The organism is Sneathiella sp. (genome assembly GCF_036960985.1).
In the GTDB taxonomy this organism is placed as follows: domain Bacteria; phylum Pseudomonadota; class Alphaproteobacteria; order Sneathiellales; family Sneathiellaceae; genus Sneathiella.
The window spans coordinates 17146-42931 of the sequence record NZ_JBALWD010000029.1 but is presented as its reverse complement, the minus strand read 5'-3'; the positions used below and the strand labels follow the sequence as shown (position 1 = coordinate 42931).

22 protein-coding genes and 1 pseudogene are annotated in these 25786 nt (G+C 48.2%); 2 read left to right on the top strand and 21 right to left on the bottom strand.

What is annotated here, in order from left to right:
• Window positions 1–6 precede the first annotated feature (6 nt).
• From V7723_RS15100 to miaA, 10 genes and pseudogenes are all read right to left on the bottom strand, one after another.
• Window positions 7–618 carry a VPLPA-CTERM sorting domain-containing protein gene (locus tag V7723_RS15100; RefSeq protein ID WP_335685319.1) on the bottom strand — a complete coding sequence of 204 codons (612 nt, stop codon included), beginning with the start codon at window positions 616–618 and terminating at the stop codon, window positions 7–9.
• A gap of 382 nt (window positions 619–1000) precedes the next feature.
• Window positions 1001–2137, bottom strand: coding sequence for a rod shape-determining protein RodA (gene rodA, locus V7723_RS15095; RefSeq protein ID WP_335685318.1), 1137 nt, complete (start codon window positions 2135–2137; stop codon window positions 1001–1003).
• Window positions 2130–4040 (bottom strand): penicillin-binding protein 2, encoded by a 1911-nt coding sequence (mrdA, locus tag V7723_RS15090; RefSeq protein ID WP_335685317.1) that lies wholly within the window; start codon window positions 4038–4040, stop codon window positions 2130–2132. Before mrdA ends, rodA begins: the two co-directional genes overlap by 8 nt.
• Window positions 4041–4556: a rod shape-determining protein MreD gene (gene mreD / locus V7723_RS15085; RefSeq protein WP_335685316.1), complete on the bottom strand. Its 516-nt coding sequence runs from the start codon at window positions 4554–4556 to the stop codon at window positions 4041–4043. It lies immediately after the preceding gene.
• Window positions 4553–5446: a rod shape-determining protein MreC gene (gene mreC, locus V7723_RS15080; protein ID WP_335685315.1), complete on the bottom strand. Its 894-nt coding sequence runs from the start codon at window positions 5444–5446 to the stop codon at window positions 4553–4555. Before mreC ends, mreD begins: the two co-directional genes overlap by 4 nt.
• A gap of 42 nt (window positions 5447–5488) precedes the next feature.
• Window positions 5489–6538 carry a rod shape-determining protein gene (locus tag V7723_RS15075; protein ID WP_335685314.1) on the bottom strand — a complete coding sequence of 350 codons (1050 nt, stop codon included), beginning with the start codon at window positions 6536–6538 and terminating at the stop codon, window positions 5489–5491.
• A gap of 430 nt (window positions 6539–6968) precedes the next feature.
• Window positions 6969–8012, bottom strand: a pseudogene (ilvC, locus tag V7723_RS15070) (ketol-acid reductoisomerase); the annotation flags it as partial.
• A gap of 35 nt (window positions 8013–8047) precedes the next feature.
• Window positions 8048–8560 (bottom strand): acetolactate synthase small subunit, encoded by a 513-nt coding sequence (gene ilvN, locus V7723_RS15065; RefSeq protein ID WP_335685313.1) that lies wholly within the window; start codon window positions 8558–8560, stop codon window positions 8048–8050.
• Between the two features lie 87 nt (window positions 8561–8647).
• On the bottom strand, window positions 8648–10411 hold the full coding sequence (locus V7723_RS15060; protein WP_335685312.1) for an acetolactate synthase 3 large subunit: 1764 nt from the start codon (window positions 10409–10411) through the stop codon (window positions 8648–8650).
• 140 nt (window positions 10412–10551) lie between these two features.
• Window positions 10552–11517 carry a tRNA (adenosine(37)-N6)-dimethylallyltransferase MiaA gene (gene miaA / locus V7723_RS15055; protein ID WP_335685311.1) on the bottom strand — a complete coding sequence of 322 codons (966 nt, stop codon included), beginning with the start codon at window positions 11515–11517 and terminating at the stop codon, window positions 10552–10554.
• Between the two features lie 19 nt (window positions 11518–11536).
• Here miaA and serB point away from each other — a divergent pair, with 19 nt between their 5' ends.
• Window positions 11537–12448 (top strand): phosphoserine phosphatase SerB, encoded by a 912-nt coding sequence (gene serB, locus V7723_RS15050; RefSeq protein WP_335685310.1) that lies wholly within the window; start codon window positions 11537–11539, stop codon window positions 12446–12448.
• Between the two features lie 50 nt (window positions 12449–12498).
• Here the strand turns inward: serB and V7723_RS15045 are convergent, their stop codons facing one another.
• The 4 genes from V7723_RS15045 to hflK all read right to left on the bottom strand — a co-directional run bounded on the left by V7723_RS15045 (window position 12499) and on the right by hflK (window position 16486).
• The gene (locus tag V7723_RS15045) at window positions 12499–14031 is read right to left on the bottom strand and encodes a DegQ family serine endoprotease (protein ID WP_335685309.1); all 1533 of its coding nucleotides are present in this window, start codon (window positions 14029–14031) and stop codon (window positions 12499–12501) included.
• 231 nt (window positions 14032–14262) lie between these two features.
• A complete protein-coding gene (locus V7723_RS15040) occupies window positions 14263–14451 on the bottom strand; it encodes a DUF2065 domain-containing protein (protein WP_335685308.1) in 189 nt (62 codons plus the stop codon).
• Window positions 14452–14510: 59 nt separating this feature from the next.
• A complete protein-coding gene (gene hflC / locus V7723_RS15035; RefSeq protein WP_335685307.1) occupies window positions 14511–15395 on the bottom strand; it encodes a protease modulator HflC in 885 nt (294 codons plus the stop codon).
• On the bottom strand, window positions 15392–16486 hold the full coding sequence (gene hflK, locus V7723_RS15030; protein WP_335685306.1) for an FtsH protease activity modulator HflK: 1095 nt from the start codon (window positions 16484–16486) through the stop codon (window positions 15392–15394). The genes hflC and hflK overlap by 4 nt, the downstream gene beginning before the upstream one ends.
• Window positions 16487–16640: 154 nt before the next feature.
• Here hflK and apbC point away from each other — a divergent pair, with 154 nt between their 5' ends.
• Window positions 16641–17756, top strand: coding sequence for an iron-sulfur cluster carrier protein ApbC (apbC, locus tag V7723_RS15025; RefSeq protein WP_335685305.1), 1116 nt, complete (start codon window positions 16641–16643; stop codon window positions 17754–17756).
• Between the two features lie 44 nt (window positions 17757–17800).
• Here apbC and ppdK read toward each other — a convergent pair whose 3' ends face one another.
• From ppdK to V7723_RS14990, 7 genes are all read right to left on the bottom strand, one after another.
• Window positions 17801–20479 carry a pyruvate, phosphate dikinase gene (gene ppdK / locus V7723_RS15020; RefSeq protein WP_335685304.1) on the bottom strand — a complete coding sequence of 893 codons (2679 nt, stop codon included), beginning with the start codon at window positions 20477–20479 and terminating at the stop codon, window positions 17801–17803.
• A 56-nt stretch (window positions 20480–20535) separates the two neighbouring features.
• Entirely contained in the window at window positions 20536–22602 is a 2067-nt protein-coding gene (glyS, locus tag V7723_RS15015) for a glycine--tRNA ligase subunit beta (protein ID WP_335685303.1), read from the bottom strand.
• Window positions 22603–23496, bottom strand: coding sequence for a glycine--tRNA ligase subunit alpha (locus tag V7723_RS15010; RefSeq protein ID WP_335685302.1), 894 nt, complete (start codon window positions 23494–23496; stop codon window positions 22603–22605).
• A gap of 86 nt (window positions 23497–23582) precedes the next feature.
• Window positions 23583–23807 carry a hypothetical protein gene (locus tag V7723_RS15005; RefSeq protein WP_335685301.1) on the bottom strand — a complete coding sequence of 75 codons (225 nt, stop codon included), beginning with the start codon at window positions 23805–23807 and terminating at the stop codon, window positions 23583–23585.
• Between the two features lie 32 nt (window positions 23808–23839).
• Window positions 23840–24700: a S49 family peptidase gene (locus V7723_RS15000; RefSeq protein WP_335685300.1), complete on the bottom strand. Its 861-nt coding sequence runs from the start codon at window positions 24698–24700 to the stop codon at window positions 23840–23842.
• Window positions 24701–24729: 29 nt separating this feature from the next.
• A complete protein-coding gene (locus V7723_RS14995) occupies window positions 24730–25524 on the bottom strand; it encodes a tRNA1(Val) (adenine(37)-N6)-methyltransferase (protein ID WP_335685299.1) in 795 nt (264 codons plus the stop codon).
• Window positions 25521–25745 carry a putative signal transducing protein gene (locus V7723_RS14990; RefSeq protein ID WP_335685298.1) on the bottom strand — a complete coding sequence of 75 codons (225 nt, stop codon included), beginning with the start codon at window positions 25743–25745 and terminating at the stop codon, window positions 25521–25523. Before V7723_RS14990 ends, V7723_RS14995 begins: the two co-directional genes overlap by 4 nt.
• Between the last annotated feature and the right edge of the window lie 41 nt (window positions 25746–25786).

Sequence of the window (25786 nt, the reverse complement as noted above, 5' to 3'; positions counted from 1 at the left end):
CTAACGTTAGCTAGTCTGTAGCATTTTCGCTTTTTTGCGACGGCTTAGCAAACCTATACCCAATAATGCAGCCCCAAAAAGAGGTAATGCTGCTGGAAGTGGAACCGCTGAAACTTTTATCTCTACGTCATCAATAACAGCGCAAATATTATCTCCATCAGCACATTCAAAACCAAATTTAGGTCCACCGCCCCCTGTGATCGTTCTCTCGATCAATTGCCAAGGGTCATTAAAAGCGAGCTCAAATGTTTCCGCGTAATCACCGAAGAAAAACTCCACTACGTCAGATCCACTGCGCTGATTTCCGGAAATCCAAAAGGATACATCATATGTACCAGCTGCAAACTCGTCTTTCGTTGTCATTACGCCAGCGTTACCCGTAGAGCCATCCAGATCGACGCAGCTATTCCCAAGGGCTTCGCGGCAAAGATGCGCAAAGTAACCCGGTCCAACAAGATCGACAGAGCCTTCTGTGATATCCCAATTGGTGAAGCCCGCGTAATTAGCCTGTGGAGTTCCCTCATTGTCGAAGTTATCGGTTAATTTAGTAATCACGGCTGCTTGTGCGCTCGTGGCTGTGAAAGCTATAATTGCTAAGGTCGCTAAAAGTTTTTTCATTGTACCATTTCCCACTCAACTTATTATGTCGCTAGAAATATAATTAAAAAAAAGCATAAAATTTTCGTATGTTTATGCTCTATTTATACGATTTAAACTGTGGATAAGTCAACAGCAGGCATTATGGTTAATTTTTTCAGCCAAATATAATAGCGCCGCCACAACCCTTTGAAACTAAATCACTATTTTGTAGAATGACGGCTACTTCAATCCCTTATCTCAGAAGGTACGAGGAATATCGGAGCGTCTTTTTTTCGCCTATAAATCATACGTTACGGATAAACGATATAGTTAATTTACGGCACTATTGTTAAATATTCTTTGGTTATGGTTAATTACCACAAACTGATTCTATATCAAGTTACTGATGACGTACCTTCTTCTACCGTTTACCAGGGATATCAACATCACGATGCAAGTATACGCTCATAATCAAGCCAAAGCTGACTAACAGCGTGAGCATTGCGGTACCGCCATATGAGATGAGCGGCAATGGGACACCGACGACAGGAACTAAACCCATCACCATTGCCACGTTAATAAAGATATAAAGGAAGAAGACGCCTGCCATACCAATTGCCAGCAGCTTACCAAAATGGTTTCGCGACCGATAGGCTATGGCATATCCATACGCAATGAGGAGAACATACAAGGCAAACAGAAGTAACCCGCCGATCATGCCAAATTCCTCGGCAAGCATGCTAAAGATAAAGTCCGTCCGCATTTCCGGTAAGTAGTTCAGATGGCTTTGTGTCCCCTGCAACAATCCCTTGCCAAAAACCCCGCCAGACCCCAGAGCAATTTTTGACTGAAGAATATGATAACCGGCACCTAAAGGGTCGTTTTCAGGGTTCAGGAATGTCAGGATACGTTTTTGCTGATACTCATGAAGAAATTGATATCCGAAAAAGATCGCCGGCACCGCGATGCCAACCACCGCCGCAAACATCCACAAGCTAACACCAGCGACAAAAAAGACGATCCCTGCCCCAGCGATCAATAACAAAGCGGTGCCAAGGTCTGGCTGCCGTAGCACGAGGGCCACTGGTGCCGCTACAAGTAGCAGTGGCGGTATGAGCCAACGAATTTTCCTGACATCCTCCAGCCCAATATTATGAAAGTAGCGCGCAATCGCCATTATCAGCGTAATCTTCATAATTTCGGAAGGCTGCAGCTGGATGGGTCCAATCTCGACCCATCGACGCGCGCCCATGCCGACAACCCCCATTATCTCTACAGCCCCAAGCATAAGAAGAGCCACAGCATAAAGAGGATAAGCAAGGTTGAGCCAAATTCGGATATCAACCAACGCGACAACAAACATAAGTACCAAACCGGTACCAAAACGCATCATTTGGCGGGAGGCCCAGGGCTCCAGATTTCCACTAGCTGCTGAGTAAAGCATCAAGAAACCAACAGAGGCCGTCGCGCAAATCAGCAATATGAAACCCCAATTCATATCCCATATTTTTTGTGTCAGAGGTATGGAGACATTTTTCTCGCCGAGTTCCCTAAGCATCTGTCCCTCCGGGCTTCCGCCGCGCAAGAACATCGTGGCTCGGGCGTCTCAAAGGGTCCAGACGTAAAGTTTCTTGCAGCAAATCACGAGCGATAGGTGCAGCAGCTTTTGACCCGCTCCCCCCATGCTCAACAATAACCGCTACGGCATATCTGGGGTCGTTATAGGGCGCAAATCCAACGAATAAGGCATGATCCCGCTCTTCCCATGGTCTTTCATGAGCTTTACGAACACCCTCAATTCGTTCTTTCTTTGATATTCGGCGAACCTGAGCTGTACCGGTTTTTCCGGCCATCTCCCAGCCTTCTGTCTTTATCTTAGCCGCGCGCGCAGAACCCCGCTTACCATTCACCACTTTATTCATTCCCCGAAGCACAGTCCTGAGAGATGAAGGCGTAATACCAATTGAAGGAAATTCTTCGACATTTGTCTCACCGAGCAGTAGAGCATCTGTATCCCGTCCACCGACAGTCCGGACCAATCTCGGCTTGACAACTTTTCCGCCATTTGCCAGGCGAGCGGTCATTACGGCGAGCTGCAGTGGAGTGGTCAAGACAAACCCTTGACCGATCCCGGTATTGTAGGTTTCACCCAGTTGCCATTTCACACCCTGTACCGCATATTTCCATGCTTTGGTTGGGATTAAGCCTGCGCGCTCACCTAAAATATCAATATCCGATTTCTCGCCAAGTCCAAATCTGTGAGCCATCTCTGCGATACGATCAACGCCTACCTTTCGTGCAATATCGTAGAAATAGATATCGCAAGATTGAGAAATTGCATTCTCAAGGTTCAATTTTCCATGCCCACCACGTTTCCAACAATGAAAGCGGTGTTTGCCTAAATTTGTATGTCCTCTGCAGAACACTTCATGACTATCGGTAATTACGCCTGTTTCCAATGCAGCTAGTGCGACAATCATCTTAAAGGTAGATCCCGGAGGGTATTGCCCGCCGATCGCTTTGTTTCCAAGTGGCCGTTTGGAATTTGAGACCAGCTCTTTCCACTCTTTACTGCTGATCCCATTGGCAAATGCATTGGGGTCAAAGGATGGCACGGATACCATCGACAGGATATCACCAGTATGTATATCCATGACAACGGCAGCGGCACTGTCTGCGCCCATACGTTTCGCAGTAAATTCTTGCAACTTCTTATCGATGGTCAGAACGGCTTCGGTACCCGGCGTTCCCTCCTCGCGGTTCAACTCACGGATAATTCGCCCATAGGCATTTGCTTCGACACGACTATATCCGGCTTTCCCGCGCAGCGGCTTATCATAAAATTTTTCTATGCCACTTTTACCAATGCGAAATTCTGGTAGTTCGAGGAGAGGGTCTGCCTCCAATGTCTGCAGATCTTTTTCTGACACTGCGCCAACATATCCAACAATATGAGCGAATAACTCGCCATATGGGTAGTTCCGGGTGGCGCCCACATCCATTTGGATACCCGGCAAGTCCGGGCTATGTACATTGATCCGCGCAAATTGGTCCCAGGTGAGATTATCAACAACCGGAATTGGTACAAAGCTTCGCTTTTTCTTTACTTCCTTAAGAACACGCTCAAGGTCAATTTCTTCATAAGGAACAAATTGTGCCAAAGCTTCGAGCGTATCTTCAACACTTTTGGTTTGCTCCGGGATTAAGACAACGCGATAATTATGGCGATTGCTGGCAATTTCCACACCAAACCGATCGACGATCTGGCCGCGAAGCGGTGCCAGCAATTGAATATTCATCCGATTTTCGTCGGCCATCGTCGTATACTGGTCGGAATGGAGGACTTGAAGATAATATAATCGGCCAGCGAGAGCTGACATCAAAGCAGCCTGCCCGCCTGCCATCATCAGCGCGCGTCGCGTAAATAAACGACCCTTTTCTTTATGTTGATCATTAGCCATTTAGGTATGCCTCAGAAGGCTGTTCTGCAAAAACCCAAAGCCCCAAGCGCAGAGAGGAAACACCAGCAACGTCAGAAGAAATTGAGTCATGATCGGCGTCAACGGGATTAGGGTAAGTGAGTACAAACAGGTAACTAGCCAGCTAATAACGGAAATACCAAAGGCAACCAGCAAATACCCCCACCACGTCAGTAAAAAAGCCTTTCCAATAAATACGCGTCGCTGCGAAAGCGCAATTCCGTGGACAATCAGTAACATTAAAGAAGTCAAGCCCAAGGGAGCACCCGTGAGGAAATCCGAGAAAATTCCAATAAGAAAGACGAGCGGGGCCGACATTAAATAGGGCCGGTGAATGCTCCAATAGAATACTGAAATCGATACAAATGCCGGTGTAACAACCGCAAACCCCGATATACCAGTAGGGACAACGCTAAGCAAAGCTAACAGGAGTGTAAGGACGAAAGGGGTACTTCCGCGCAGCAACCGATTAAGCTGATATGCTATTGTAGGGGTCACTTTCCACCCAATCTGCTTTCGCCCATATCACCAGGATTTTCTTCGGGGCTGCTCATGCCAGGTAAATCATATCGAAGTACACTGACATATTCCAGCCTGCTCCAATCCGTAAATGTCTGAACACGTATTTTGCTTTCGGAAACAGAAGATACGATACCAATTGGTCTCCCGGCAGGTAGCATACCCCCATCCCCAGAAGTAACAATTCGATCACCGGCCGCAACCACCGCTGTGTTTGGCAAAAACTCCAGCGCTGGAGAAGTCGAGTTATCTCCGACAAGAATTCCTTTGTGGCGAGAATTTTCCAAAACTGCAGGTATGCGTGAGTTCAAATCTGTCAGCAGCAAAACACGGGCAGACCGTTCTCCAACTTCAGAGATACGTCCAACCAATCCCAAAGGCCCAACAACAGCTTGGCCAATGCGCACACCATCGCGGCTTCCTGCGCTTAACAGCAGCGTTCTTACATACGGTCCCCCGGAATCTCCAACAACTCGCGCAGTAATCGGAAGAACGAGTGGATCTGAAAGAGCATTGAGAAGTTGCCGGTAGTTTTCGTTTTCCTGAGAAAGAGAGCGGCCAACAGCCTGCCATTTCAACAAGCGGGAATTTTCTTCCCGCAAACGTTCATTTTCTTCAACAATATTAGTAAGTTTTTGAAGGCGTGCTACTGCCTGATTGAAGGCATCTACTGGCTGCGATATTGTCGCGAGTATTGGAGCTGCAACATCTGCCGTCGCCATACGAAGTTTGTCGATGCCGACAATATTGGCCTTACCTATGAAAAGCAAAGCAATGGAAATTGCGACGAGGGCTAAAAAGGCAAACCGCTGAACAATCGTTTTCAGCGGCCATGCCAGATTAAATACTTTTCCTTGTCGAGGTGCCATTCACCTGCACTCCAGTGGTAATTTTAGTTTTACGTCAGCAAATTAAAAGCTGCGTGTTTCGCCGCTTAATACGTGACGGAGCGTTTTAAGTTCTTCAAGCGCCCGACCTGTCCCTATAGCGACGCAGGACAGTGGTTCTTCAGCGATGGAAACTGGCAATCCGGTTGCGTGACGCAGCACATGATCGAAATTTCCAAGCAATCCGCCGCCGCCTGTCAGAACGATCCCTTTGTCCACAATATCTGCAGCCAATTCCGGAGCTGTATGTTCCAATGCGACTTTAACGGCCTCAATAATAGCACCCACTGGCTCGGCAAGAGCTTCCGCCACTTGACGCTCACTGATCACAAGTTCTTTCGGTACCCCGTTCATAAGATCTCGGCCCCGAATTTCCATGGTTTCCCCATTACCGTCCTCAGGCGGACAGGCAGAGCCGATCATTTTCTTGATCCGTTCAGCAGAGCTTTCCCCAACAAGTAAATTATGATTGCGACGGATATAAGCGATGATCGCTTCATCCATCTTGTCGCCGCCTACCCGGACGCTTTTTGAATAAACAATGCCGCCAAGTGACAACACAGCTACTTCAGTAGTTCCGCCACCTATATCGACGACCATGGACCCGGTAGGCTCAGTAACTGGTAGACCGGCGCCAATCGCGGCTGCCATCGGTTCATCGATCAGGATCGCCTGGCGAGCGCCCGCATTTTCAGCGGCTTCCTTAATCGCTTTACGTTCCACTGCTGTTGATCCGGAAGGTACGCAAATAATAATTAAAGGCCGGGCGAAGCTACGACGCTTATGCACTTTATGAATAAAATGCCGGATCATTTCTTCGGCAATTTCGAAATCAGCAATCACGCCGTCCCGTAGTGGCCGGATGGCTTCAATGTTTCCAGGCGTACGGCCCAACATCATTTTAGCTTCGTCGCCGACAGCTAGAACTTGCTTTTTGCCTTTGTTATGAAGAATCGCCACAACTGACGGTTCGTTCAGGACAATACCCCGACCTTTTACATATACCAGCGTATTAGCTGTACCAAGGTCTATCGCCATATCGGCAGACATCCATCCGAGTAATCTGGAAAACATTAATTCGCCTCATTCACCAATTTCAACTGGACGCAATGACTGCCCCCAAAATCCAATACCGAAATACTATCAGGCACTCAATTCTTGCTTGGAAAAATTGAACTAAATGCCCTGTTTTTCCTAGTACTGATATTATTTTACTATGCCATAACGACGCTTTATACAGACAAGCTATTACGACAGCCTAATGTTTATCGCAGAAGATAGTTAATTTTTTCCAACCTTTTTCAATAAACTTACTTACGATTTTTCAAGGCTTTCAGGCAAATGATTTCTCTTCGGAAGCGATCATTTGCGTAAATTCCGTTAATCTTAATACTCTCTTTATGAAAGACAAAGATAGCAGATGCTAGCATAGCAGAGTGTGTAGAGGCTGAACATAACAAAGCCGACATAAATGCCGGCTTTGTCTGAGTAACTATTTGTAATATTAGTTTTTAGCTTTATCGACTAAACGACCTTCAGCAATCCACGGCATCATGGCCCGAAGACGTGCGCCAACCTCTTCAATTGGATGGGCATCGTTGCGCGCCCGAATAGCTTTGAAGCTTGTCTGACGAACTTTATTTTCCAGCATGAAGTCGCGGGTGAATTTACCTGTTTGGATATCATCCAGAACGCGCTTCATTTCTGCCTTGGTTTCAGCCGTGATAATACGTGGCCCCGTCACATACTCACCATACTCAGCTGTATTGGAGATGGAGTAATTCATATTGGCAATACCGCCTTCATAAATCAGGTCAACAATTAGCTTAACTTCATGCAAGCACTCGAAATATGCCATTTCCGGCGCATATCCACCTTCGACAAGTGTTTCAAAGCCGGCTCGGATCAATTCTACGAGTCCACCACAAAGAACGGCTTGCTCACCGAACAGGTCAGTTTCACATTCTTCTTTAAAGGATGTTTCAATGACACCGGCACGACCACCACCGATTGCAGAAGCATAGGAAAGCGCTATTTCCAACGCGTTACCAGAGCTGTCCTGATGAACAGCAACAAGACATGGAACACCGCCACCACGCTGATATTCAGACCGTACCGTGTGCCCAGGACCTTTCGGAGCAATCATAAATACGTCCAGATCACCGCGAGCTTCAATCAAATTGAAATGTATATTCAAACCATGAGCAAAGACGAGAGCAGCACCTGGTTTCATATTTGGCGCAAGATCCATTTCGTAGATATCAGCCTGCAATTCATCCGGTGTCAACATCATGACGACATCAGCCCACTTAGCTGCATCTACTGGTGTCATTACTGTAAGGCCTGCCGCTTCAGCTTTTGCTGCAGAAGAAGAACCTTCACGCAATGCAACAGCAACTTCCTTTACACCTGAATCATTCAGATTGTTTGCATGGGCATGCCCCTGGCTTCCGTAGCCAACGATGACAACTTTTTTACCTTTGATCAGATTTACATCGGCATCGCTGTCGTAATAAACGCGCATCTTCATCTTCCTTCTAATTTGATAGCTTTGTTTGAATAATGTTTACTTGTTCCATCTGGTCAGATGGTGTCTATACCTCGCCGAATAGCGACCACGCCTGTCCGACAAACTTCTGCTTTTCCGAGCGGCTCCATCAAAGCGATAAAGGCTTTGACTTTGTCGCGTACGCCCGTAACTTCGAAAATAAACGAATCCTCAGTGGTATCAATCGCTCTCGCTCTGAATATGTCGGCCATCCGCAGCGCTTCTACGCGTTTTTCACCTTTACAAATAACTTTGACCAATGCCATTTCCCGTTCAACACTTGGGCCCTCAACGGTCAGGTCAGATATTTTATGTACAGGAACAAGCCTGTTCAATTGCGCCTTAATCTGCTCAATAACCATCAATGTTCCGGAGGTTACAATAGTAATACGCGATAGATTGTCTTGATCATCCACTTTCGCAACAGTCAGACTTTCAATATTGTATCCGCGCCCGGAGAATAATCCGACCACGCGAGCGAGTACGCCGAACTCATTATCAACAAGAACGGAAATAGTATGACGAAAAATTTCGGTATCGTGACCCATTACATAGCATTCCTTCTGCAAACGCGGGTCTCTTTTAACCCAGCGTCTTGCTTAAATCCATAGCTTTTCGCGTGTAGCAATTTTTGCCTAAACCAATGATAATCCGTCGGACGTAACCTTAGGCCCTTCGTTGTCCTGTTCACCGCCGAGCAGCATCTCGTTATGCGCTGCACCGGATGGAACCATTGGATAGACATTTTCTTCCTTATCGACGACCATATCGACCAATACGGGGCCATCGATCGCCAACATCTCCTTAATGCAGTCATCGACTTTTGAGGGGTCTGTACAACGCAATCCAGTGGACCCAAAAGCTTCCGCCAGTTTTACGAAATCCGGCAAGCTTTCCATATAACTTTCCGAATAGCGGCCACCATGCAGAAGTTCCTGCCATTGCCGCACCATTCCCATATACTCATTATTCAGAATGAATATTTTGACCGGCAATCGGTATTGAAGGATAGTCGACATTTCCTGAATGTTCATCATCGTAGAAGCTTCACCAGCCACATCGACCACCAAAGAGTCCGGATGCGCGATTTGCACACCCATTGCAGCTGGAAGCCCGTATCCCATGGTACCAAGCCCTCCCGATGTCATCCAGCGGTTTGGCTCATCAAATTCCAGATATTGAGCGGCCCACATCTGATGCTGTCCAACTTCTGTCGTGAAGTATCGATCCATGCCTTTCGTCAGCTCATTGAGGCGCGACAAAGCATATTGCGGCTTAATAAATTTACCTTTTTGTACGAACTTCAGGCAATCCACAGAGCGCCAACCTTCAATTTCAGCCCACCATTTTTTAAGGGCATTTGTATCAGGTTTGTGAACTTCAGATTTCCAGATCTTGATCATATCTTCAAGAACATGCCCTACATCGCCAACGATCGGAATATCGACCGAAATATTCTTATTGATCGATGAAGGATCAATATCCACATGGATTTTTTTTGAGTGGGGAGAAAACGCATCTAACCGACCGGTGATCCTGTCATCAAAACGAGCGCCAATACACACCATCACGTCACAATCATGCATCGCATGATTTGCTTCATATGTGCCATGCATTCCCAACATGCCCAGAAACTGATTATCCGAGGCCGGGTAGGCACCCAGCCCCATTAAAGTGTTCGTAATCGGGTATCCTGTCATACGAACGAATTGCGTAAGCAACTTGGAGGCTTTAGGGCCGGAGTTAATAACGCCACCCCCAGAATAAAATACTGGCTTTTTGGCACCGGCAATCAATTTAACGGCTGCTTTGATCGCCTTTAGATCGCCTTTGACAACCGGTTTGTAACTTTTGTGCTTGATCATTCCAGGTGGTTGGTAAGTGCCTTCCGAAAGCTGAATATCCTTCGGCAAATCGACAACAATCGGACCTGGCCGGCCATTGGTTGCAACATAGAAAGCCTCATGGATTGTCCGCGCCATATCATTGGCGTCTTTAACCAGGTAATTATGTTTGGTAACCGGTCGCGTAATCCCAACGGTATCTGCTTCTTGAAAAGCATCATTTCCGATCATGTGGGTTGCCACCTGCCCTGTCAGACAGATAATAGGAATACTATCCATCAATGCATCAGCAAGACCTGTGACCGCATTTGTTGCACCAGGCCCCGATGTAACAAGGACAACACCAGGCTTACCGGTTGATCGCGCATAGCCTTCTGCTGCATGAACCGCGCCGCCTTCCTGGCGCACCAGAATATGCCGAATGCTATTTTGTTTGAAAAGCTCGTCATAAAGTGGAAGGACGGCGCCACCAGGGTATCCAAAAATCACTTCCACGCCTTGATCCGTTAAGGCCTTTATTACGATTTCCGCTCCTGTCATCTTCTGGCTAGCCATCGGCTTTTCCTAATCTGTCTGCTTTGTTCTAACTGAAAGAACATGAAAAAAATGCGCCCGAGTAATTCCCGGGCGATTCCTAGCTCATCTCATGGTTTCCCATGGACCGCCAATTTGCGGAACCTAGCTCGTCAAAACCCTCAGGTCAACAAAAAACGGCGAATAAATGGAAAGAATTCTACCTTTAAACTTTCCAAATCTTGCGCGGAAGACAATTTAGCTTCGCACATCTTATTCCGAACCCATGTCAATTGACGTTTTGAATAGCGCCTCGTGAGCATTTTTATCCGGTTTACTGCGGCCTCCAACTCCATTTCACCGTCAATAAACTGGATAAGTTCCGGAACACCCAGTGCCTTCAGTGCCGGTAAGGTTGAATCAAGTCGGCGATTTCGCAGTTCCCTCACTTCATCTAAGGCACTCCCAAACTCAATCATCCAATCAAGGCGTCGGTCACACCGATCATACAACCATTGCCGTTCCGGTGTGAGCGCGAGCCATAGTCGCGCACCCTCTAATATAGGACCATTCGGTGCTTTCCGATGCCAATCCCCAAGAGGAATACCCGTCTCTTCTACGACTTCTAGCGCCCGTAGCAACCGTTGCGTATCACCTTCATTAAGAGTTTCCGCCATAGCAGGGTCTTTTTCGCGCAACATGGCATGGATAACCGCATTGCCTTCTAACTGTTGCTTGTCGCGAAGCCGCGCTCGGAGATCCTCCGATATTTTCGGAACTTCCGCTATGCCCTTCGTCAGAATATCAAAATACAAACCAGTACCACCAACAACAATCGGCAGCTTGCCCGCATTCCGCGCTGACTCAACTTCTGTCAGAGCCATATCTCGCCATCTGGCAGCAGTACAATAGTCTTCTGGAGCTAATATACCATAGAGGCGATGAGGGGCAGCAGCCTCTTCCTCTGGGCTAGGACGGGCTGTTAAAACATGCAATCCACTATAAATTTGCATGCTATCTGCGTTAATTATGACACCGTCAAATTCTTGCGCAATCGCAACGGCCAATGCGGATTTGCCGCTTGCCGTTGGCCCTGCTAAAAGAAGGCATCCTTCCTGCCGAATTATGGGAATAACCTTAGTATCCATATGGAGACGATCTGTCGTAATGATGGCTAAAAATTCAGTATTAACTTTAGTTGCTGATCATACAGCGCCCGCGTCAATGCGCAATCTTGCTGACGAGGTGATGGCAAAGCTAAGTGCTGCCAACTGCGAGATTCTGGACATCAGATGGCTGCATGAAAAGATCGCCTGCGACATCACCCTGAGGACAGCTGACCATCATGATGTAATTTCCAATTTATCAACAGACGCCTTACTCCAGGACATAGACTATAGTTTTCAACCGGCTGAGCATCGACGGAAGCAGTTATTCCTTGCGGATATGGATAGTACAATAATCACGGTAGAATGTATTGATGAGATTGCAGATTTTGTCGGCCTGAAAACCGAAGTTTCCGCGATAACTGAAAAGGCAATGCACGGGGAGTTGGATTTTAATGATGCTTTTCGCGCCCGTGTCGCTATGCTCAAAGGCCTTCAAGAAGACGTATTGGAGCAAGTTTACAAAGATCGTGTCGCCTTGATGCCAGGTGCAAGAACGCTTCTCAAAACCCTGACGTCAAACGGAGTATATACGGCGCTTGTATCTGGTGGTTTCACTTTCTTTACCAGCCGTGTGAAAGAAGCCGTAGGCTTTCATATGGATTTAAGTAATGAACTCCTGTTCGAAGATGGTGTCCTATCCGGCGTCGCCGCGGAACCGATTTTGAACTCGCAAGCAAAACTCGATACTTTGCTCCGTTTAATGGAAGAGAAATCCATTGAGAGAAGATTGACCATGGCTGTTGGCGACGGCGCAAATGATATTCCTATGATAGAAGCCGCGGGCTTTGGAGTTTCCTTTCATGCGAAGCCAAAAGCAGCAGCGGCAGCCGATGCACAAATACGGCATGGTGACCTAACCACACTTCTTTATTTTCAAGGTTACAGTTCAGCGGAATTCGTTCACGCATAAAAAAGGGCGCCGCATCGGTATGATGGGCGCCCTTACTTTTCGGGATGCTCTTATCCCTTGTCTTTACCCAAGCTCAACGCAACAAACCGTGAATTTTGACCCCGTTTAAGCAGCATCAGCACTGACTTCTTATCTGTATCGGCAATGGCTTTAAGCTGCGACTTCACTTGATCCGTCGTTGAGACTGGTTCCAACTGAACTTCCAAAAGGATATCTCCAGGGCGAATATCTTTCTCTGCCGCTTCAGAAGCTGGATCAACATTCGTAATGACGACACCTTCAGCGGTGGCACCTAAGTTAAATTTCTTCCGAAGGCCATCATTAACGGTGGCCAGTTCCATCCCAAGCTTTTCGACGGTTTTTCCGTCTTCAACTTCGGCAGGCGACACAGCGGCCATTTGAGTCTCGGCTTTTTCAAGCTCTCCAAGAACAACAGATACTTCTTTTTTCTCGCCGTTGCGCCATAAGTCGACCGTTACTTTTGATCCAACTTTTGTATCCGCCACCAAACGGGAAAGCTCTCGCGGCTCCGCAACTACTTCACCATTAAACTCCAAGATTACATCACCAGCCTTGATACCTGCTTTAAAGGCGGGGCCTTCTTCAGGAACGCCGGCAACCAATACTCCGTCCGTGCTCTTGAGATCGAGGCTTTCGGCAAATTCTTCGGTTACAGGTTGAATAACGACGCCAAGCCATCCACGGCGTGTTTTACCAAATTCGATCAATTGCTTGACGACAGGTTCCGCTAGTTGTGAAGGAATTGAAAAGCCAATTCCGATACTGCCGCCTGATTGTGAGAAGATAGCCGTATTAATTCCGATTACCTCACCGTCCATATTAAACAAGGGACCGCCAGAGTTACCTTTGTTAATAGAAGCGTCTGTTTGAATATAGTCGTCATAAGGACCAGACCGTATATCGCGATTATCCGCGGAGATAATTCCAGCGGTTACCGTCCCGCCTAATCCATAGGGATTGCCAATGGCTAACACCCAATCACCCACACGGGATTTTTCACTATCTCCCCAGCTCACGCCGACAAGCTTATGACCATTGGGATCAACTTTCAAAACAGCGATATCTGTTTTGGGGTCCGTTCCTACTAGCGTTGCAGGGAGCTTTTCACCATCAGTGAAAACAACCGTAATTTCATCAGCACCATCAATCACATGGTTATTCGTAATGACATATCCGGCCTTCGCATCCACAACAAATCCGGATCCCAACGAAGTCGCCTTTCTGCTCCGCTCTCCGTCTTTACCCTTTGGTCCAAAGTCCTTGAAAAAATCTTCAAAAGGATGACCTTCAGGTAATTGCGGGGCACCGCCGCCTCCGCCGGCTTTAACAGTTTGTGTCGTCGAAATATTGACAACAGCTGGTGACAATTGCTCCACCAGATCAGCAAAGCTTTCCGGAGCACCACGCGCTTTAGCATTCAATGCAAGACCAACTGTAAAAACGAAGACTGTTACAGCCGAGAGGACGAACAAACCGTATTTTCTCTCTCGAGAAACATGATTTTCCAGGCTTCGCGCTCTGACTTCTGCCTTTTTCGGCAACTCTGAATATCTATTATACAAGACTCTATTTCCTCCGATTTACACCACCTGCCAATGACGATCCATATATAGCCATACTGCGGGCAGAAGAACAACTGATGACACAACTTGCTTCCAACCGGTTAAATACCGCGAATGCACTCTGGATAGTTACCTAGAAATCAAATAAGGCGAAAATGTGTAATGTACATACATAAGCGAAAGAATAGTGGTTAACTCTCGAAACTGTGAAAATAGCTTCGTCTGAGGGTCCTATCCACGCAAAACCCATACAATGGCAACGCCAGCTATCGCCGCGATAAGGCCAAATATGCGTAAAATATGACTGGGCGTTTCAAGGACGGAGATCATCATTTTCTTCATGCCATCGGGAAAAAGCGCATAAAGAGCACCTTCAATAAACAAAATGAGTGCGCCTGCTAAAATAAAATCGGATAACACGTGACCTCCAAATGAAAAGGCCCGCAAAAAAATTTGCGGGCCTTACCAAAAAACAGAAATTAGTTTGCTTTATCTGGATTCACGTTTTCCTGATCAAAGAACCGGAAAAATTCTGAATCTGGCGACAAGACCATGGAGGTATCGTCATCAGAGATTGATTCCCGATACGCCTGCATGGACCGGTAGAAGGAGAAAAAGTCGGGATCCTTACCAAATGCTTCCGCAAAGATACGGTTCTTCTCACCATCACCAGTACCCCGAAGGATCTCGGAATCCCGTTGTGCTTCCGCAATCAAGACCGTCCGTTGCCTGTCGGCATTAGCTTTGATACGCTGCGCAATTTCCGCACCCGTCGCGCGGATCTCCTTGGCTTCTTGCTCACGCTGTGACCGCATTCTTTCGAAAACTTTTTCACTGTTTTCCTGCGGCAGGTCAGCACGGACAATTCGCACATCCACGACTTCAATGCCCGATGCTTTCGCTTCTACATTCACTTGCGTCTTGATCTGGTTCATCAAATTTGACCGTTCACCAGACACAATGTTTGTCAGGATCTGGCGGCCCAAATTTTGTCGCAATTGCGAGTTCAGGATTGTTTCCAAGCGCTGATAGGCAATTTGAATGTTCCCAAACGACTGATAATATAGCAAGGGATTGGCGATCCGGAAACGCGCAAAACTATCCACCATCAGACGCTTCTGGTCCAACGTGACAATTTCTTCACGGTTTGTACTGACCGACAAAACCCGCTTATCGACAAAGACAACATCTTGAACAAACGGTATCTTGAACTGTAAACCCGGCTCCTGGATAACTTTCTGTGGCTTACCGAATTGCATAACAATAGCTTGCTCAGATTGGTACACAGTAAACATTGAGCTTGCCGCAACGAAGCCACCGGCGACCACCAAAATTGCAATGACTGTTAGGAATGTTCTGTTCATTTGTTGGTCACTCCTTTTTGCAATTCAGTCAGCGGCAGATATGGCACAACACCTGTGCCACCTGTTGTACCGCCGTCGATTATTATCTTCTTCTTGCCGGTAAAGACTTCCTGAAGACTTTCAAGATAGATCCGCTGACGGGTCACATACGGTGCCTTCACATACTCATCGTAAATGGAGATAAAGCGCGCTGCCTCACCTGTCGCTTCAGCGATTACCTGCTGTTTATAACCTTCGGCTTGCTGGCGCACTTGCTCTGCCCGACCACGGGCCCGGGGTATGATATCATTGGAATAAGCCAGCGCTTCATTTTGCGCCCGTTCTTTGTCGGCTTCCGCTGCCTGCACATCACGGAAAGACGCGATAACCTGGTTAGGTGGCTCCGCATTTTTCAGTTGTACCTGGGCAACATCAACGCCCGTCCCATACTCATCCAAGACTTCCTGCAAACGCTTACGCACTTCAGTTTCAACCAGCAAACGTCCTTCGGTAATTGCTGCCGTCAGGTCTGTCCTGCCAATGACTTCACGCATAGCGCTTTCCGCAACGGCCTTGATGGTCTGCTCAGGGTCGTTCACATTAAACAGATATTTTCCGGCATCCTTGATCTTCCAAAGGACCGTAAACCCGACATCAACAATATTTTCATCGCCGGTCAACATCAGGCTTTCGGCTTCAACCGGTGCTGTGCCGCCATTACGCGTCGCGCGAAAACCGACTTCAACCGAGTTGATTTTTGTTACTTGCGGTGTCAGAACGGTTTCGATCGGATACGGGTAATGATAGTTCAGCCCTGGTTGTGTCGTAGTGATCCATTTGCCGAATCGTAAGACCACTCCCTGTTCTGTTGTCTCGACTTTATAGAATCCGCTCAGCAGCCATGCCGTGATGGCGACGAGCAGAACAATCAGTAATCCAATTTTTCCGCCGCCTCCACCCGGAATGACATCTTTAAATCTTTCCTGACCTTTTTTAATGATATCTTCCAGATTGGGGGGTTGCTGACCACTTGGTCCCTGCCCCCAAGGTCCGCGATTTCCACCGCCGCCTTGCCAGCCTCCGTCGTTACCACCCTGATTGCTCCAAGGCATGAGATCGTGTCTCCTCTGTACTGCGCTGATTTGCGCGTTTGCTAACTTTACGTAGTCGCGTTATATGACACCCTGCACATTTCTGCAACGTACCAACATAAGTAATTCTAAGCCCTACGCTAACCATTTTGTGTTCAAGTCGGAGTTGTCAAGCATGTCAGTGATAAATGAGCAGGTCATTCTCAGTTGTCTGGAGAAGATTATTGAGCCGAAATCCGGCAAAAATGTTGTAGAACTGGGAATTATCAGCGGTTTAGTCGTCAAGGACGGCAATATTGGATTCGCTCTGGAAATCAACCCTGCCGACGCAAACGAGATGGAAATCGTCCGTAAGCAGTGTGAGGATGCAGTCTTTGCTTTAAACGGTGTTTCTTCTGTCAGTGCGGTTATGACCGCCGAACAGGCTCCAGCTGCACCTGCATCTGCTCCAAAAGCCCCACCACCGCAACAGCAGCAGCCGTCTCAGAAACCGGAAGTTCCCGGAGTTGCCGCAATTGTTGCCATAGCTTCGGGTAAAGGCGGCGTTGGAAAATCAACTTGTGCCGTAAATATAGCCCTCGGCCTGCAGGCGCAGGGATTAAAAGTCGGCATGCTGGATGCGGATGTTTACGGCCCTTCCCTTCCACGGATGCTTGGAATTTCGGGAAAGCCCGATTCTAAAGATGGCAAGAAGCTCATTCCCAAGGAAAAATGGGGATTGAAAGTCATGTCCATGGGATTTTTGGTGGAAGAAGACACACCAATGATCTGGCGCGGACCGATGATAATGAGCGCGCTTCAGCAAATGGTATTTGATGTTGCCTGGGGAGAATTGGATGTACTTGTCGTCGACATGCCGCCAGGCACAGGAGATGCGCAATTGACCATGGCACAAAAAGTACCCCTGACGGGCGCTGTGATCATCTCTACGCCTCAAGATATCGCATTACTTGATGCTCGCAAGGGTTTGAATATGTTTCGAAAAGTTGATGTTCCAGTAATGGGAATTGTTGAGAACATGAGCTACTTCCTGTGCCCCTCGTGCGGCGAGCGGTCCGATATATTTGGTCATGGTGGCGCCCGTGAAACGGCTGCTGAACTCGGCGTAGATTTCCTTGGCGAGGTGCCTCTACATATGGATATTCGCAAAACATCGGATGCCGGCACGCCGATCACGGTGACGGAACCTGACAGCACTCATGCGGCTATTTACAGAGCTCTCGGTGAACGCGTTCAGGAAAAAATAGAAGAAAATCTGGGCCAATCAGGACCCAGAATTGTGATTGAATAGCACCAACAAAAAAGCCCGGAAAATCCGGGCTTTTTCTATCTTTCTCAAGCTTCTGAGACTCTTTTCAATCCCAATGCAGCTTGTGCAGCAGCCAGTCGAGCTATCGGAACGCGGTAGGGTGAACAGGATACATAATCCAGCCCAATCCGCTCACAAAAATCAATACTATTGGGATCTCCACCATGTTCGCCGCAAATACCGAGCTTGATATCTTCTCGCGTTTCCCGACCGCGCTTGACGGCTATTTCCACTAGTTCGCCCACGCCTTCCTGATCCAAAGAGACAAAGGGATCAACTTCGTAAATCCCTTGATTCACATAATCTTCCAGGAAGGATCCGCTATCGTCCCGGCTGATACCGTAGGTAGTTTGCGTCAAGTCATTGGTACCGAATGAGAAGAACTCGGCTTCTTGTGCGATATCTCCAGCGCGTAAAGCCGCCCGCGGCAATTCAATCATGGTACCGATTAAATACTCGACAGATTTACCACTTTCTTCCTTCACTGCATCAGCTACGGCTTCAATTTTTTGTTTTAGTATCTCAAGCTCGCGTTTGGTTGCTACTAATGGGATCATGATTTCCGGCACAACTGTTTCTCCCAATTCCTTGGAAATTTCCGCAGCCGCCTCAAGAATTGCCCGTGCCTGCATTTCGTAGATTTCCGGGAAAGAGATACCCAACCGACAACCACGATGCCCCAACATTGGATTAAACTCGTGCAATTGAAGCGCACGGTGGCGCAATTTACCCGCGTCGGCGCCTAGCGCTTCTGCCAAACTGTCAATTTCCGCATCTGTCTTTGGTAGAAATTCGTGCAATGGAGGGTCCAAAAGCCGGATTGTAACGGGGAGCCCGGCCATAATCCTAAACAACTCGATAAAATCTGCTCGCTGTACCGGGAGGAGTTTAGCAAGCGCCGCCTGACGATCCGCCAGATCTTCGGCTAAAATCATTTGACGCACAGCAACAATTCTATCGGCATCAAAAAACATATGCTCCGTCCGGCAAAGTCCGACACCTTCAGCGCCAAATTTGCGGGCAGTCTTCGCGTCCAGCGGAGTCTCCGCGTTGGTCCGAACTTTCATCCGCCGGACTTCGTCGGCCCAGGACATCAATTCACCAAATTCGCCGGACATTTCGGGCATGATCATGTCGACCGAGCCCAGCATTACTTCACCGCAACCACCATCAATGGTGATAATGTCGCCTTTTTTATAGGTTTCACCCAGAACGCTCAGCGTCTGGTTCTTGTAATCAATATTCAGTGACCCCGCACCCGAGACGCAAGCCCGACCCATGCCACGCGCGACAACGGCCGCATGGCTGGTCATACCGCCACGGCTGGTGAGAATTCCTTTCGCCGCATGCATGCCATGAATGTCTTCGGGGCTCGTCTCCACTCTCACTAAAATGACAGATTTACCGTCATTGGCGAGACTCTCAGCTTCATCACTATTGAAGACAATCTCGCCGGAGGCGGCACCAGGACTAGCCGGCAATCCGCGGGCTATAATGTTCCGTTCAGCGGCCGGATCCAAAGTCGGATGCAGCAACTGATCAAGGGAGGCCGGGTCAATTCGCTTAATTGCTTCTTCTTTGTCGATGAGCCCCTCATCGACCATATCAATGGCGATTTTGAGAGCCGCTTTCGCCGTCCGTTTGCCGGAGCGTGTCTGCAGCATCCAAAGTTTACCCTGCTGAACCGTGAATTCAATATCCTGCATATCCTGGTAATGGGCTTCAAGTCGCTTATAGACAGCCACCAGCTGATCGTAAACTTCTGGAAAAACCTCCTCCATGGAAAGCGCATTAGCGCCAGCATCCAGACGGGATTGTTTTGTTAGATTCTGGGGTGTCCGAATACCAGCAACAACATCTTCACCTTGAGCGTTGACCAAAAACTCCCCATAAAACAATTTTGCGCCTGTCGACGGATCGCGGGTAAAGGCAACGCCGGTTGCGCTATCATCGCCCATATTTCCAAACACCATCGCCTGGACATTGACTGCTGTTCCCCAGCTTGCTGGAATTTCATGTAAGCGGCGATAGGTAATCGCTCGTTGGTTCATCCACGAGCCGAAGACCGCCCCAATCGCGCCCCACAATTGATCCTGTACATTTTGCGGGAAAGGCCGACCGAGTTCTTCTTCTACTTTGGCTTTATAGCGTCCAACGAGAACTTCCCAGTCATCCGCCAATAGATCCGTATCAAGGAAATAGCCGTTCTCTTCTTTCAATATTTCCAGTAATTCTTCGAAGTGATAATGATCAACACCAAGAACCACATCAGAATACATCTGAATAAACCGACGATAGCTGTCATAGGCAAAGCGTTTATCGCCACTTTGCTTTTCCAGTCCCGCCACGGTTTCGTCATTGAGTCCCAAATTTAGGACGGTATCCATCATACCCGGCATAGACGCCCGGGCGCCGGACCGAACAGACACCAAAAGCGGTTGCTCGGGATTACCAAAGCCGCCGCCAACCGATTGCTCTATTTGCGCAATAGCATCACCGACTTGAACATTCAATGTATCGGGATAAGTTTCATTCTGGTCGAGATAAGCCGTACAAACCTCAGTCGTCAGTGTAAAACCTGATGGGACCGGCAAACCGAGATTGCTCATTTCTGCAAGGTTTGCCCCTTTACCGCCGAGGAGATTCCGCATCTCTGCAGTACCGTCCGCCTTGCCATCGCCAAAAGAATATACCCACTTCGTCATTTCAAGTCCTACTTTCAGGTTTCGAATACGTCATATTTATATGGTAAAGGTAAATTTTAGCCTTCTATTTTCGACAGATCCGCCAATTGCCCTAGTAAATTGCGAATGCTGGATAAAAGCCGTAACCGGTTCACCCTGATTTTAGGCTCCTCGACGTTGACCGTCACCTTTTCAAAGAAATCATCAACTGGTTTTCTTAAAGTTGCCATGGCGGTTCCAGCTTCCTCAAATCTTTCGAAAGCGATCGCGCCGTTAATAGGACCACTGACTTTCTCGATCTGCTCATAAAGTGCTCTCTCGAGCGGATCCGTCAGCAGTTCTTCATCAACCGGTGGTGCGTAGGCAAATGGTTTTGCTTTCTTCTCCTCGATACGGAGAATATTAGCGGCACGACGGTACGCGATGAGCAAATTCGCTCCGTCGTCCGATCCAAGGAAGCTCGACAATGCCTCAACCCGCGCCATCAGACGGACAAGATCACTCTTGTCCTCACTAACGGCGAAAGCCGCCTCTATATAATCATGACGGACGCTCTGCTCTTTCAAATGTACTTTCAGCCGGTCAGCGAAGAACTTCAACAGATCTTTTACATTAAACACATGATCAATGATCTGGGGTTTAATTGCGGCTTCGTCAAAAATATCTTGCAACGATAAACGAAGGTTATTCTCAATCACGAGCCGGATCACGCCCAAAGCCGCCCGACGTAAAGCATATGGATCCTTCGAGCCCGTCGGTTTTTCATTAATCGCAAAAAAGCCAACCAAGGTATCGATTTTATCTGCCAGGGCGACAACAACACTGGTCGGATCTGAGGGACAATCGTCTTTCGGGCCTAAAGGCGAGTAATGCTCCTCAATTGCTTTGGCCACGGCTGTCTTTTCTCCGTCATATTCCGCGTAATACCGACCCATCAAGCCTTGTAAATCCGCGAACTCGCCGACCATTTCCGTAGAAAGATCCGCTTTCGCCAGCAAAGCTGCCCGGGCGCAAAGAGCTGGGTCTGCATCCGGAACAAAAGGCGCGATCGCAGCGCAGAGGTCGACGACCCGAGAAATTTTTTGCCGGACGGTACCAAGCTTCGCATGAAAAATAATCTTCTCCAGCTGGTCCACCCGACTTTCAAGAGTGTTTTTTCGATCCAGATCCCAGAAGAACTTGGCATCGGCAAGTCGCGCACTCAAGACCCGCTCGTTACCGGCAACGATTTGTGTTCCTCCATCTTCCGCCCGCAAATTCGCGACTACAATAAAGCGCGGCGCCATTTTGCCCGTTTCATCCTGAAGCGAAAAATATTTCTGATGTTTGCGCATCGCCGAAATCAAGGCCTCTTGCGGAACATCCATAAATTGCGCGTCAATTGACCCGATAAGACTTTCCGGCCATTCAACCAAACCCGCCACTTCACTTATAAGGGCTGGATCGTCAATAAGGGACAAGCCTTCTTCTGTCGCCAGTCGCGTTGCGTCCTGTTTTATGATGGTGCGCCGATCCGCCGCATCCAGAACCACAAATGCCGATTTCATTTTCACTCGGTAATCGGCAAAATCTTTAATTTCCAATGCCTCTGGAGCCATAAACCGGTGACCATAGCTTTGATTATTCGCCGTCAAATGTTCCCAATCAAACGCCACGACGGCGCCACCAAACAGGCACAGCATGTTATGCAAGGGACGCACCCAGCGCGCAGAATAGCTTCCCCATTTCATGGGTTTTGGCCAATGCAACGCTGAAATGGCGCTGCTCAGAAGATCGGGTAAAACCTCGGCGGTATCCCGTCCCTTGGTTTCAATTACCGCATAATAGAAGTTGCCCTTCTCGGTCTCACGCTCTTCCAGTTGATCCCGGTTCAGGTTTGCGGATTTCAGAAAACCGTCAACCGCTTTATCCGGCGCACCTACACGGGGGCCGCGGCGTTCGTCAGAGACATCCGGCTGCGCTGTCGGCAAGCCACTGACAACAACGGTCAACCGACGGGCCGTTACATAGCCTGCCGTATTATCAAAAGTAAGCCCGGCCGCTTTCAAGCCCTCGCCAACCAGCCGCGCCAAATCAGCCGCGGCTTTATTCTGCATCCGAGCAGGAATTTCCTCAGAGAACAGTTCTAACAGCAATTCGGCCATTTATTCGCCCTCCGCCAGATGCCCGCGACCGCGCAACCATTGCGTTGCACAGCCTTTGGCGAGCGCCCGCACCCGGCCAATATAAGCCGCCCGCTCCGTCACACTAATAACCCCGCGTGCATCGAGAAGGTTAAACACATGGCTGGCTTTCATGCACTGATCATACGCCGGCAACGCTAGTCCGGCGTCCAGAATTTCCTGACACTGAATTTCGGCATCCTTAAAATGCCGCAACAGGATATCGACATTTGAATGTTCAAAATTATAAGCCGAGAATTCCTGCTCATTTTGCAAGAACACATCGCCATAGGTCACGCCGTCATTGTTCCATTTCAAATCGAACATACTATCAACGCCTTGAATATACATGGCAAGGCGCTCCATCCCGTAGGTGAGCTCACCGGAGATTGGATTACATTCGAAGCCGCCGACTTGTTGGAAGTATGTAAACTGGCTGACTTCCATACCATCACACCAGACTTCCCAACCCAGTCCCCAAGCGCCTAAAGTCGGGCTTTCCCAGTCATCTTCAACAAATCGGATATCATGAGATTTTGGATCAATCCCCAAAGCATAAATACTTTCAAGATAGAGCTGTTGAATGTTGTCGGGAGACGGTTTTAGCAAAACCTGAAATTGGTAAAAATGTTGCACCCGATTTGGATTCTCACCGTATCGACCATCGGTTGGTCGACGAGACGGCTGAACATAGGCGACTTTCCAAGGTTCCGGACCCAAAGCCCTTAATGTCGTTGCCGGATGAAATGTCCCGGCGCCCACTTCCATATCGTAGGGTTGCAGTATAACGCATCCCTTCTCTGACCAGAAATGTTGCAATGTCAGGATCAAGTCCTGAAAAGATGTTGACGGCGAAGACGCCACATTATTCGCCATAATACTGACCATAGACTGATTGTTGATATGTGCGCCGCAACATAAGGGTCAGGCTGGTCTCGGTCAACCGGCATTAAAACCGCGTTTTATTTTCCGCTTTTGCAGCTATGCTCTGACAGGTCCGCAACAAAAGAACCACAGCTAGGGCATTCTTCCAGATCGAGCATTTTATCGGACGACCGGCCTTTGAATTCCGCGTTCTTTTTATTCTTTTCAAGATTCGGTGCAATTGTAGATCGATAGAATTTATTGCCAAAATAGACCAGCGCTATGGCGATAACGATAAAGATGATTTTTGTCGGCGAGAACATCTACCCTCCTATCTCAAGTTGCGGCAAGCGAATCATAAACCAAATCGCCCCCAATGCGCTTGGTTTTTCACCGCAGCAAGGAATCCTTCCACGGCATCTTCACCAACCGAGGCGCCAAGACCAAGTTTCCGCTGCAAAAAGCCTTGCCGTCCCTCAAACCGTTTGAATTTAACTTTCTCGCCGTATTTCTCGCGCATAAAAGATCGTATGTCGGCGATACCGTCGACCAGGCCCAGCTCTACAGCTTTTGGCCCTGTCCAGACATCGCCTGAAAACAGCTCTTTGTCCTTGCGTTTTTTTAACCGATCACCACGCCGGCTTTTGACTAGATCCTTGAAATTTTCATGGATCTCTCCTTGCAGTTTCTTAAGCCAAACGACGTCCTCTGCCTTTTCCGGACTAAAAGGATCCAATTTCATCTTGTTTTCGCCGGCGGAATAAGCACGCCGCTCTACGCCTACTTTTTCAAGAAGGCCCGTAAATCCAAAGCTCGCAGATACGACCCCAATTGATCCAACCACTGAATTCTGGTTGACGTAAATTTCATCAGCGCAAAGTCCCAGCCAATAGCCCCCGGACGCCATCACATCTTCGGCGAAAGCATAAACCGGAATTTCTTTCTCATCCGCGAGTTGGCGAATGCGATCGAATATCAACGACGATTGAACGGGCGAGCCGCCAGGTGAATTTATGGGTAGCGCGACAGCACTCAGATTTTTCGTCGCGAAGGCATCCTCAATTTTTTCTGCCATGCCTGACAAATTGATATTTTCACCGCGCAGCTTACCACCGCCGGAGGCAATCACGCCGTATAACGGAAGAACGGCCACAACAGGCGATTTATCGACAAACCGTTTCAACGGCGTCTTGGCTATTAATTCAGATATTTTCATGAGCGTTAAAGTAAGGATTTGATCTGTATCTACAAGTATTTTCGACTCAATGCATGATTCAGGGAGGCCCCATGACGTAAAATCAGGTCTGCGGGGTGCGTTGACAGTCCGTCTGAATCATGAAGTATTAGGCCATTTTTCAGCTCCAACGGGCCATTTCCGCTTTTGACCGCCTGGACAATCACTCTTTTCGCAGAACTTTCTGCATCCGGCCAAAGCGGGGTGACAATTATGCTACCGCACCGCACCGACAAGACTGATAAGATTTCTGCCAACCGATCAGTGCGATGGATAACTGTTACCTTGCCCTTCGACTTCGACCTCGCCACACAAAATTGCAACCAGCTGGCAAGATCCACATTGCTTTCAATATGAGCGAGTGATTTGATGGCTGTCTGTGCCGTTTGTGCCCGGCCCTTTTCATAAAAGGGCGGATTGGTAATGACATGGTCAAAGCCGGCTTCCAATAAGGGCTTCTGGTCGGGGCCGATCAACTTGCGAAAGACGCCTCTATCGGCAATATCAGCACACATAATTTGAGCCCGGTGCGACATATTGTTTATAGCTGCATTCTCCGCGCCTAACTCGGCGAGTTCGGGTTGCATTTCCAATCCCCAAAGTGTCGCGTCCGGCATACGATGTAAAAGACACAATCCGGCAGTTCCGACACCACATCCGACATCCAAAACAGAGACCGGGTCGCTGGCCTCGACTGCCGCCGCCAATAAAACAGCATCAGATCCAGCGCGAAAACCAACGTGAGGCTGTTTCACCTTCAAGGTATTGTCCAAAAATCCGTCGATGGTAATCTGCAATCCGGTCATTTTTCTCTAATTTCATCGGCGAGATCAAGGTCCTTCAAAACCCGTTTTGCCTGCACAATTTTTTCAGATAGAACCATGACCCGCTTCTGGATCGCGCCAATGCTCCCTTCCAAAATGGACGTATACTCGTCCAGCACAACGGCTTCTATGTCCTCGTCCGCCAAAACCGCAAGAATATAGGAAATTAGCACGGGATCGTTACTACGTATTAACTCTTCCAAGGGCTCTGTGCTCCTACAAATTGATCCGGATAGACAGAAAT